The following is a 10,117-nucleotide window of genomic DNA, read 5'->3' as shown; positions in this document are numbered from 1 at the left end:
TCCCCCCGAACCGGGTTACCGGACGGGGTGATGGTTAGCGGAGCATCGCCGCGTGTCGATGACGGCCCCCGCGTTCCGCGCATCGATCGGCGCGAACCGTCACCCGCTTGGCAACGGGCCGAAACGTGCATATACACGCTTCATGTCGGGTGAGAGCATCGAGATCGCGGCGCGGGAGCCCTGCACCTGCGCGGCCCTGCGCCGGGCGGCCCGGGCCGTCACCGCCGCCTACGACGACGCGCTCAAGCCCGTGGGCCTGCGCGTCACCCAGTTCGCGGTCCTGCGCCTTCTCGACCGGCTGGGGCCGATGCCGGTGACCCGGCTCGCCGCCGAGGCCGCCCTGGAGCGCACGACCATGGGCCGCAACCTCGATCCGCTGGAGCGGCGCGGCCTCGTGCGCGTCGCGGTCGGCGCGGATGACGGGCGCGAGCGGGTCGTCGCCCTCACCGATGCGGGCCGCGCCGCCATCGCCGCCGCCCTGCCGCACTGGCGCACCGCGCAGGCCGACATCGCCCGCCGCGTCGAACCCGCCGCGGTCGCGGCGCTCGCCGACGCGCTGACCGCCCCGTGACAGACACCACCGACCGGAGATCCCCCATGTCCGCCGTCGCCGAGAGCCGTCCCCCCGGGCGCGTGCACTACGCCTGGATCATCGTCGCCGTGACCTTCCTCGTCCTCCTCGTCGGGGCGGGCGTGCGCGCGACGCCCGGCGTGATGATCGTGCCGTGGGAGCACGAGTTCGGCTGGTCGGCGGCCACCGTCAGCGTCGGCATCGCCGTCAACATCTTCCTCTACGGCATGATCGGGCCGTTCGCGGTGGCGATCATCGAGCGCTTCGGCCTGCGCCTGTCGGTCTGCGGCGCGCTGCTGGTGCTGGCGGTCGGCACCGCCGCGACCAGCCTGATGACCGCCCCGTGGCAGATGGTGCTGCTCTGGGGCATCGTGGTCGGGTCGGGCTCGGGCATGGTCGCGACCGTGCTTGGCGCGACGGTGGCCGGGCGCTGGTTCGGGACGCGCCGCGGGCTGGTGGTCGGGCTCCTGACCGCCAGCAGCGCGACCGGCCAGCTCGTGTTCCTGCCGATCCTCGCCCACCTCGCCACCGATCAGGGCTGGCGCACCGTGTCGCTGGTGGTCGCCGCCGTGACCCTGGCGCTGGTGCCCCTCGTCGCGCTGCTGCTGCGGGACCGCCCCGCCGATCTCGGCCTGCCGCGCTACGGCGAGGACACGGTGCAGCCGGCGCCGGTGCTGACCGAGAACCCGGCCAAGCGCGCCCTGCGCGGACTGGCCATGGGCCTGCGCTCGCGCGACTTCTGGCTGCTCGGCGGCACCTTCTTCATCTGCGGCGCCTCGACCAACGGGCTGATCGGCACCCACCTGATCCCGGCCTGCTTCGACCACGGCATCCCGCAGGTGGCGGCGGCCGGGCTGCTCGCGCTGATGGGGATCTGCGACCTCATCGGCACCACCGCCTCGGGCTGGCTCACCGACCGGTTCGACGCCCGCAAGCTGCTCGCGTGGTATTACGGCCTGCGCGGCCTGTCGCTGATCTTCCTGCCCTACTCCTTCGACTTCAGCTTCTACGGGCTGTCCCTGTTCGCGGTGTTCTACGGCCTCGACTGGATCGCCACCGTGCCGCCGACCGTGAATCTCGCCGGCAAGGCGTTCGGCGAGGAGAACGCCGCCCTGATGTTCGGCTGGATCGCGGCCGCCCACCAAGTCGGCGCCGCCTCGGCGGCGTGGCTCGCGGGGGTCGCCCGCACCGAGACGGGGACCTATCTCGGCGCCTTCGTCGCGGCCGGCCTGCTCTGCCTCGTCGCGGCGCTGATGGCGCTGTTCGTCGGCCGCGACCGCGACGCGCCGGCGTTGCGCCCGCTGCCGGCCTGAGCTGCGCCGCAAGCGGGCGGGGAGGGCTTAGGTAGGGGGTGCCCGAGGTGTCCCCTCCCGTCCCTCCGAGACCGCCCCGTGACCATCGCGACACCGCCCCCGCCGGGGCGCCACGACCTCCGGGCCGCGCGCCCCTGGGTCGGGCCCGGCTTCACCGAGTTCGTCGCCATCGTCGCCCTGATGATGGCGGTCACCGCCATCTCGATCGACAACCTGCTCCCCGCCTTCCCGGCGATCGAGGCGCGGTTCGCGGTGGAGGACCCGAACCGGCTGCAACTCCTCGTCTACGTCTACATGATCGGCTTCGGGGCGGCGCAGATCGTCTACGGGCCGTTCTCGGACGCGCTGGGGCGGCGCCCGGTGCTACTTGCGAGCCTCGCGGTCTACGTGGCGGGCTGCGTGCTGGCCATGCTCGCCCCGAGCTTCGGCTGGCTGCTCGCCGCGCGGGTGATCCAGGGGATCGGCGCCGCGGGCGGGCGGGTGCTGTCCACCGCGATCGTGCGCGACCGCTTCGCCGGGCGCGAGATGGCGAGCGTGATGTCGCTGATCATGATGGTGTTCCTGATCGTGCCGATGGTCGCCCCGGCGATCGGCGGGATGATGCTGGCGCTGGGCTCCTGGGTCTACGTGTTCGTCTCGATGCTGGTGCTGGCCTTCTGGCTGACCCTCTGGTTCGGCTGGCGGATGCCGGAGACCCTGCACCCCGAGTACCGCCGGCCGCTCTCGGTCCGCGCGACGGCGCAGGCGGTGCGGGTGACGCTCGCGAACCGGGTGGCGGTCGGCTACGCCACGGCGCTCGGCCTGATGACCGGCTGCATCATGGGCTATGTCGGCTCGGCCCAGCAGGTGTTCGACACCGGCCTGTACCGGCTCGGCGCCCTGTTCCCCGTGGCCTTCGGGGTGGTCGCCGGGGCCATGGGCGCGGCGACCCTGATCAACGCCCGGGTGGTGCGCCGCTTCGGGATGCGCCCGCTGTCGCATGCGGGGGTGGCCGCCTTCACCGCGGTCGGGCTCGCGCAGGTGGCGATCGGCCTCGCCTACGACGGGCGGCCGCCGCTCGCCCTGTTCCTCGGCGTGCTCGCCCTGAACCAATTCCTGATCAGCTTCGCGATGCCGAACTTCAACGCCCTGGCGCTGGAGCCGCTGGGCGCCATCGCCGGCACGGCCTCGTCGTTCCTCGGCTTCTACACCACGACGCTCGGCGCCGCCTCGGGCTTCCTGATCGGCCAGTCCTTCGACGGGACGGTGCTGCCGATCGGGCTCGGCTATGCCGGCCTCGGCGCCCTCGCGCTCGCGGTGGTCGCCTGGACCGAGCGCGGCCGCCTGTTCCGCAGCGTGTCCACCTGATTCTGGTCGCGCTTAACGGCGCGTTCAACCGATGCCGCGAGGTTGGCCCGACCACTCGCGCGCACCGGAACCCACCATGTTCGCCCGCACCCAGGACGGCACGCTGCTCGCCGCGCGCCTGCTGCTCGCCGCCGCCCTGCTGCCGACCGGGATCCTGCGGGCGCTGAACGTCTCGGGCTTCGCCCTGACGCTCGCCGGGGCCGGCGTGCCGTTCCCGAACGCGGCCGCGACCGCGGCCGTGGTGGTGCAGGTGTTCGGGCCGCTGGCGCTGGTTCTCGGCGTGCTGCCGCGGATCACCGGCGTCGCGCTCGCCGGCTTCGCCGCGGCCACCGCCCTGCTGCTGCACCCGTTCTGGCAGTTCAAGGGACCGGCGCTGGTCGCCGAGCGCACGCTGATGCTGGCCGATCTCGGGCTGGCCGGCGGGTTCCTGATCTACGCGCTCGCCGGCCCGGGCGCCTGGAGCTGGCAGGGCTGGCGCGCGGGCGGTGCGCCGGTCCCCGCCCGTCCGGCGGCGCGGCCGGCCCCCGCCAAGGGCGCGGCGAAACCCGGCGGCCAGCGCGCCGGGGGGCGGGGGCCGGCGCGGGCCGCGGCCTGAGGCGCCGCGCCGTCAGGGTTTGCCGGACGCCGCCCGCGGCATCCGGCCCGAGACCTCGGCCCCCGCCTCCGGCGACAGCCGCCGGAACGGAAGGACGGCCAGCGCCGAGATCACCGCCACCGCGAAGAAGGCCGGCCCGAAATCCGCGGCCTCGATCGCCGTCCGCCCGTGCAGGCTCGCGACCCCCTCCAGCGCCAGGGCGCCGAGCGTCACCCCGAGGCTCAGCGAGAGCTGCTGGCAGACGCTGGCGAAGCTCGTCCCGGCGCTGATCTCGCGCCGCTCCAGGTCGGCGTAGGCGATGGCGTTGACGCAGGTGAACTGCACCGAGCGCAGGCAGCCGCCCACGAACAGCAGCAGCACCATCAGCCAGTGCGGCGTCTGGGCGGTGAACAGCCCGTTCACCGCGAGGAAAGCGGAAGCCAGCACCGCGTTCGACACCATGACCGTGCGGAAGCCGAGCCGCCGCAGGATCGACGGGGCCAGCGCCTTCACGAGCATCGCCCCCGCCGCGGCCGCGAAGGTGATCAGCCCCGAGCGCAGGGCGTCGAGGCCGAAGCCGACCTGGAGCATGAGCGGCAGCAGGAACGGGATCGCCCCGGTGCCGATCCGGAACAGCGAGCCGCCGAGCACGGCGGCCCGGAAGGTCGGGTGCCGCATCAGGTCGAGGCGCACCAGCGGGTGCGCGGTCCGCCGGGCGTGGACGACGTACAATGCCAGCAGCGCGGCGCCGCCGGCGAGGCAGCTCCAGGCGACCGCCTCCGGCAGCAGGTGCCGCCCGGTCGAGGCGAAGCCGAGCATCAGCGCGGCGAGGCCGGGGCCGAGGAGCAGGAAGCCGGCGAAGTCGAGGGGCGGCCGCTCCGGCTCGCGCAGGTTCTCGAAGTACAGGCTTGACAGGACGAGCCCGACCAGGCCGATCGGCAGGTTGATGAAGAAGATCCAGCGCCAGTCCAGGGCGGTGGTGATCAGCCCGCCGAGCGGGGGCCCGATCACCGGGCCGATCAGCGCCGGCAGCGTCAGGTAGGAGAGGGCGGTGACGAGTTGCGCCTTCGGCACGCTCCGCAGCAGCACGAGGCGCCCGACCGGCGTCATCATCGCCCCGCCCATCCCCTGCACGAAGCGCGCGGCGACGAACCACGCCAGCCCGTCCGCCGCCGCGCAGGCCAGCGAGCCGGCCATGAACACGCACAAAGCCGCCCGGAACACGGTGCGGGCCCCGAACCGGTCGGCCATCCAGCCGCTCACGGGAATGAAGATCGCGAGGCTGACGAGGTAGGCGGTCAGCGCGAGCTTCAGGGCGATCGGGTCGTCGTGCAGGCTCGCCGCGATGCTCGGCAGCGCCGTGGCGATTACCGTCGAGTCGGTGTTCTCCATGAACAGCGCGGTCGCGACGGTGAGGGGGACGATCCGGGACGGCCTGGGGGCGGGTGTGGACATCGGGCAGGAGACGCGCGGCGCGTCGCAGGGTTGCGCGCGGTGGTCGCGGCATTCCCATCGCCGCGTTTCCCGAATGTATCCGGCGCGCCACAGGCGGCGGCGGGTTGCACCCGGGCCGGGGCCGGACGCTATCGCACCCATGGTGCTGCGGCTAAGCTGAGCCTACGTGACCAGCGCCGTGCCCGTCCGCACCGGACGGCGGCCGGCGCAATGAGAGAGCGGATGCAAGTCAGCCGAGCCAAGCGTCGTACCGCGTTGCGTATCGCGGCCGCCGCGGCCATGCTTTCGACGGTCGCGGCCTGCGGCACGGTGCTCATCAACGAGACCGGATCGCTGACGCGCTACGACCGCCTGAACCGCAGCACCGCCATCGCGTCCGAGTCGCGGCTCTACGTCGACAAGCCGGCGCTCGGCCGGGTGCGGACGGTTCGCATCATCCCGACCGCCTTCCCCGCCACCGTCGCGGGGGCCGGCCCGCTGACGCCGCAGGAGCGGCGCATCGTCGCCAACGCCGCCGACCGGGCGCTGTGCTACGACCTGTCCCTGAGGTACGACATCGTCACGAGCCGCGACGCGGACCTGACGGTGCGCGCCCAGGTCACCCGCGTCGACACCACCGACCTGCTCGGCGCCGGGGCGACGATCGCCGGCTCGGCGGCGGTGACGGTGGCCTCGCAGATCGGCGTCGGCTTCGCCGAGGGCATCGGCCGCATCCCGATCCCGCGGGTTCCGATCGGCCTCGGCAGCCTGACCGTCGAGGCCGAGGCGCTGGACCGGCGCCGCGAGCAGCGCGCGGCCATGGTCTGGGGCGGCGCGGCCAACTCCTTCACCAGCCAGCCGCGCTTCTCCCGCGCCAGCGATGCCTACGACCTCGCGGGCGAGTTCGGGCAGGATTTCGGCTACCTGCTCGCCACCGGCGACGACCCGTTCACCGCGCCGAACTTCCTGCCGACCTGGGACCGCATCCGCGTCACGGTGCTCGGCGAGGCCCCGCTCGACCCGGACTGCGAGGCTTTCGGCCGCGCGCCCGGCATCGACGGGATCATCGGCGACTATATCGGCCTGCCGCCCGAGTTCACCGACAAGGGACCGCGGTCCGGCCTGACGCGCTGAGCCGCCCTGCACCCCCGGCGCGGGCCGGGGGGCAGCCATGCGCGGTTTCCTGTTGCGGCGCGGCATCCTCGCCTTGGCGCGGCCGCGGGGGGCGTGATACTGGCACGTGCCAACCCGCTCCCCCGGCGCAGACCCGCGCCGGCCCTTCGAGGACCGTTGGCACATGGCCCGAGTTCGTTCCGCGTCGATCATCGAGGGCCTGACGTTCGACGACGTTCTGCTGAGGCCGGCGGCCTCGTCGGTGATGCCGACCGACGTGAACGTCGCCACGCGGCTCACCCGCTCGATCGCCCTCAACCTGCCGATCCTGGCCTCGGCGATGGACACCGTCACCGAGGCGCCGATGGCGATCGCCATGGCCGCCAACGGCGGGCTCGGTGTCATCCACCGCAACCTCGAACCGCCGCAACAGGCCGAGCAGGTCCGCCTCGTCAAGAAGTACGAGTCGGGCATGGTGATGAACCCGATCACCATCCACCCGGACGAGACCCTGGCCGACGCCTTCGAGGTGATGAAGGCCAACCGCATCTCCGGCATCCCGGTGGTGGAGCGCGGCCCCAACGGCCACCGGGGCAAGCTCGTCGGCATCCTCACCAACCGCGACGTGCGCTTCGCCACCAATCCGGGGCAGCCCGTGGCCGAGCTGATGACCCGCGACCGGCTGATCACGGTGCGCGAGGGCGTGACCCAGGACGAGGCCAAGCGCCTGCTGCACCAGTTCCGGATCGAGAAGCTGCTCGTCGTCGACGACCACTACCGCTGCATCGGCCTGATCACCGTCAAGGACATCGAGAAGCGCGTCGCCTACCCGAACGCCGTCAAGGACGAGCAGGGGCGGCTGCGGGTGGCGGCGGCGACCACCACCGGCGACGGCGGCTTCGAGCGGGCCGAGCGCCTGATCGATGCCGGCTGCGACGTGATCGTCGTGGACACCGCCCACGGCCACTCGATCAAGGTGCTCGACGCGGTGGCGCGGGTGAAGCAGCTCTCGAACGCCGTGCAGGTGGTGGCCGGCAACGTGGCGACGCGGGAGGGCGCCCAGGCGCTCATCGACGCGGGCGCCGACGCGATCAAGGTCGGCATCGGCCCCGGCTCGATCTGCACCACCCGCATCGTCGCGGGCGTCGGCGTGCCCCAGCTCACCGCCCTGATGGAGGCGGTCGAGGCGGCCGCCGAGGCCGACGTGCCGGTGATCGCCGACGGCGGCATCAAGTACTCGGGCGACCTCGCAAAGGCCATCGCAGCCGGCGCCTCCGTGGCGATGCTCGGCTCGCTGCTCGCCGGCACCGACGAGGCCCCGGGCGAGGTCTTCCTGTACCAGGGCCGCTCCTACAAGTCGTACCGGGGCATGGGTTCGGTCGGCGCGATGGCCCGCGGCTCGGCCGACCGCTACTTCCAAGCGGAGGTGAGCGACACCCACAAGCTCGTGCCGGAGGGCATCGAGGGGCAGGTGCCCTACAAGGGCCCGGTCGCCGCGGTGCTGCACCAGCTCGCGGGCGGCCTGCGCGCCGCGATGGGCTACGTCGGCGCCGCGACCGTGCCGGAGTTCCAGGAGCGGGCGCAGTTCATCCGCATCACCAACGCCGGCCTGCGCGAGAGCCACGTGCACGACGTGACCATCACCCGGGAGAGCCCGAACTACCCGTCGCGGACGTGAATCGGAGGAGCATCTGATGAGCCTGCCGAGTTGGTGGTCGCTGGCGCGTCACACGCCCGTCCTTGAGTTCGCGCGCGAGGACGGCACCCCGGCAGCCGTCGAACGTCGGAGGCGTGAAGCCGGCATAGAGGACCGCAACGTCTTAACCGCCGAGAAGGCGGTGGCTTCAATCCGCGCGATCCAGGCGAAAGCACTTCGGCGCCCGCTGCCGGACAGCACGCCCCTCATCCGGGCCGATCGCGACAACCGGTGATTGTCGTCGATGCCAGCGTCGCGGTGAAATGGTTCTTGGATGAGCCATCGAGCAGCCAAGCGCGGGCTCTCGTCGAGGAAGATTGCGTGCGGATCGCGCCGGAGCATGTATTGGCTGAGGTAGGACAGGTCCTTCTGAAGGCGATTCGCGCTCGGTACATCACGGTCGATCACGCGCACGAGGCCTTGGCCCTCCTACGGGATCTCGTACAGCTTCTGCCAACCCGCGATCTCGCCGATTCAGCTATCGAGATCGCGTTGGAGATCGGTTGCACGAACTACGATGCCTTGTACGTCGCCGCCGCCGAACGATGGGGAGCCACACTGGTCACGGCAGATGCCAAGCTTCAGGAAAGATTGAAGTTGGCTGGCCGGACCGACATCGTCCGATTGCTTGAAGCCTGATCGGAGTCGTCACAGCCGTTGAGCGCGGACGGTCTGACGAGATTTCACGGCACGGGGGGTATCGATGCGCACGCTGGTGGTCGGGGCCGGGGCGACCGGGGGCTATTTCGGGGCACGGCTGGCCGAGGCCGGCGCCGACGTGACGTTTCTGGTCCGGCCGGGCCGGGCCGAGCGGCTCGCGGCGGACGGTCTCTCGATAAAGAGCCCGCTCGGCGACCTGCACCTGCCCGCCCCGGCGACCGTCACCGCCGACCGCCTCGCCGCGGCGGGCGCCTTCGACCTCGTGCTCCTGTCCTGCAAGGCCTACGACCTCGCCGCGGCCGTCGACGACCTCGCTCCTGCTCTGGGGGAGGGGACCGCGATCCTGCCGGTCCTGAACGGCCTGTCCCACCTCGACGCGCTCGATGCCAGGTTCGGGGCGGAGCGTGTGCTGGGGGGCTCCTGTGCCATCGCCGCGACGCTGACGCGCGAGGGCACGATCCGGCACATGAGCGAGCTGTGCAGCATCACCTACGGCGAGCGGGACGGGACGCGCTCGGCGCGGATCGCGGCGGTCGACGCGCTGATGCGCGGCGCGGACGGCACCGCGCCGACGTTCCAGGCCCGGCTCTCCGACCGGATCGTGCAGGAGATGTGGGAGAAGTGGGTGTTCCTCGCCACGCTGGCGGGGGCGACCACCCTGATGCGCGCGGCCATCGGCGACATCGTCGCCGCGCCGGGCGGCCGGGACTTCATCGCGGCGCTCCATGCCGAGTGCACGGCGGTCGCCGCCGCGAGCGGTCACGCCCCGCGCGAGAAGGTGGCGGCCGGGGCGCTGGCCCAGCTCACCGCGGAGGGCTCGACCTTCACCGCCTCGATGCTGCGCGACATCGAGGGGCGCGGCCGGATCGAGGCCGACCACATCGTCGGCGACCTGATCGCCCGCGGGCGGCGCCTCGCGCCGGAGACGGGATTGCCGGTGCTCGACCGGGTCTACACCGGCCTGAAGGCCTACGAGGCCCGGCGGGCGCGCGAGGACGCCTGAGCTTCACGGACCGGCGCGGGCATGCGCGCCGGTTCAGCCGTCCCGAAAGATCAGTAGCGGGCGCCGGGGGGCGGCGGGGGCGGGCTGCCGTATTCGAGCTGGGTCTTGGCATCGACCGGCCGGCGCGGCGGCGGGGTGAGGTCCGGGGCGGCGGGGGCGGTCGTGCAGGCGGCGAGCGTCGCGGCGGCGAGGCCGGCGAGCGTCGCGCGGATCATGTGCGGCTTCGTGATCGGCATGAACGGGAGGACTCCGGGGCATGCCCGGCGGGCCGGTGTTCCGCCGACGCGCGGGCATGCGATACGACACGCGGCCGGTCCGCGCGTGCGGCGCCGGCCGGGCCCGGGTCTGGGCCGCGTTTCGGCCGGAAGCTCGGCCGTATCGCGGCGGCGGCGTGGGCCGAGCGTGG

The 10,117-nt window shown here is 72.8% G+C and carries 11 protein-coding genes; 9 read left to right on the top strand and 2 right to left on the bottom strand.

Translation table 11 applies throughout. The features are described 5' to 3' along the window. The first annotated feature begins 142 nt into the window (after window positions 1-142). The 4 genes from Q8W71_RS10895 (at window position 143) to Q8W71_RS10880 (ending at window position 3,826) form a co-directional block, all read left to right on the top strand. Window positions 143-571, top strand: coding sequence for a MarR family winged helix-turn-helix transcriptional regulator (locus Q8W71_RS10895; RefSeq protein ID WP_305525383.1), 429 nt, complete (start codon window positions 143-145; stop codon window positions 569-571). A 26-nt stretch (window positions 572-597) separates the two neighbouring features. Beyond that, a complete protein-coding gene (locus Q8W71_RS10890; protein WP_305525382.1) occupies window positions 598-1,884 on the top strand; it encodes an MFS transporter in 1,287 nt (428 codons plus the stop codon). Window positions 1,885-1,962: 78 nt separating this feature from the next. Further along, entirely contained in the window at window positions 1,963-3,231 is a 1,269-nt protein-coding gene (locus tag Q8W71_RS10885; RefSeq protein WP_305525381.1) for a multidrug effflux MFS transporter, read from the top strand. A gap of 76 nt (window positions 3,232-3,307) precedes the next feature. Next, window positions 3,308-3,826: a DoxX family protein gene (locus Q8W71_RS10880; RefSeq protein ID WP_305525380.1), complete on the top strand. Its 519-nt coding sequence runs from the start codon at window positions 3,308-3,310 to the stop codon at window positions 3,824-3,826. Window positions 3,827-3,838: 12 nt separating this feature from the next. Here Q8W71_RS10880 and Q8W71_RS10875 read toward each other — a convergent pair whose 3' ends face one another. After that, window positions 3,839-5,260, bottom strand: a complete 1,422-nt coding sequence (locus Q8W71_RS10875) for a DHA2 family efflux MFS transporter permease subunit (RefSeq protein ID WP_305525379.1) — start codon at window positions 5,258-5,260, stop codon at window positions 3,839-3,841. Between the two features lie 222 nt (window positions 5,261-5,482). Between Q8W71_RS10875 and Q8W71_RS10870 the strand changes: the two genes are divergently transcribed. The 5 genes from Q8W71_RS10870 (at window position 5,483) to panE (ending at window position 9,711) form a co-directional block, all read left to right on the top strand. Then, entirely contained in the window at window positions 5,483-6,373 is an 891-nt protein-coding gene (locus Q8W71_RS10870) for a DUF3313 domain-containing protein (protein WP_305525378.1), read from the top strand. Between the two features lie 163 nt (window positions 6,374-6,536). Beyond that, window positions 6,537-8,030: an IMP dehydrogenase gene (gene guaB / locus Q8W71_RS10865; protein WP_305525377.1), complete on the top strand. Its 1,494-nt coding sequence runs from the start codon at window positions 6,537-6,539 to the stop codon at window positions 8,028-8,030. Between the two features lie 16 nt (window positions 8,031-8,046). Then, window positions 8,047-8,283 carry a hypothetical protein gene (locus Q8W71_RS10860; protein ID WP_305525376.1) on the top strand — a complete coding sequence of 79 codons (237 nt, stop codon included), beginning with the start codon at window positions 8,047-8,049 and terminating at the stop codon, window positions 8,281-8,283. Beyond that, window positions 8,280-8,687, top strand: a complete 408-nt coding sequence (locus Q8W71_RS10855; RefSeq protein WP_305525375.1) for a type II toxin-antitoxin system VapC family toxin — start codon at window positions 8,280-8,282, stop codon at window positions 8,685-8,687. The genes Q8W71_RS10860 and Q8W71_RS10855 overlap by 4 nt, the downstream gene beginning before the upstream one ends. A gap of 64 nt (window positions 8,688-8,751) precedes the next feature. After that, on the top strand, window positions 8,752-9,711 hold the full coding sequence (gene panE, locus Q8W71_RS10850) for a 2-dehydropantoate 2-reductase (RefSeq protein ID WP_305525374.1): 960 nt from the start codon (window positions 8,752-8,754) through the stop codon (window positions 9,709-9,711). Between the two features lie 50 nt (window positions 9,712-9,761). Here the strand turns inward: panE and Q8W71_RS10845 are convergent, their stop codons facing one another. After that, window positions 9,762-9,947, bottom strand: coding sequence for a hypothetical protein (locus Q8W71_RS10845; protein ID WP_305525373.1), 186 nt, complete (start codon window positions 9,945-9,947; stop codon window positions 9,762-9,764). Window positions 9,948-10,117: the final 170 nt, after the last annotated feature.

The organism is Methylobacterium amylolyticum (assembly GCF_030700245.1).
Taxonomy (GTDB): Bacteria; Pseudomonadota; Alphaproteobacteria; order Rhizobiales; family Beijerinckiaceae; genus Methylobacterium.
This window is presented reverse-complemented; position numbering and strand designations above follow the sequence as displayed.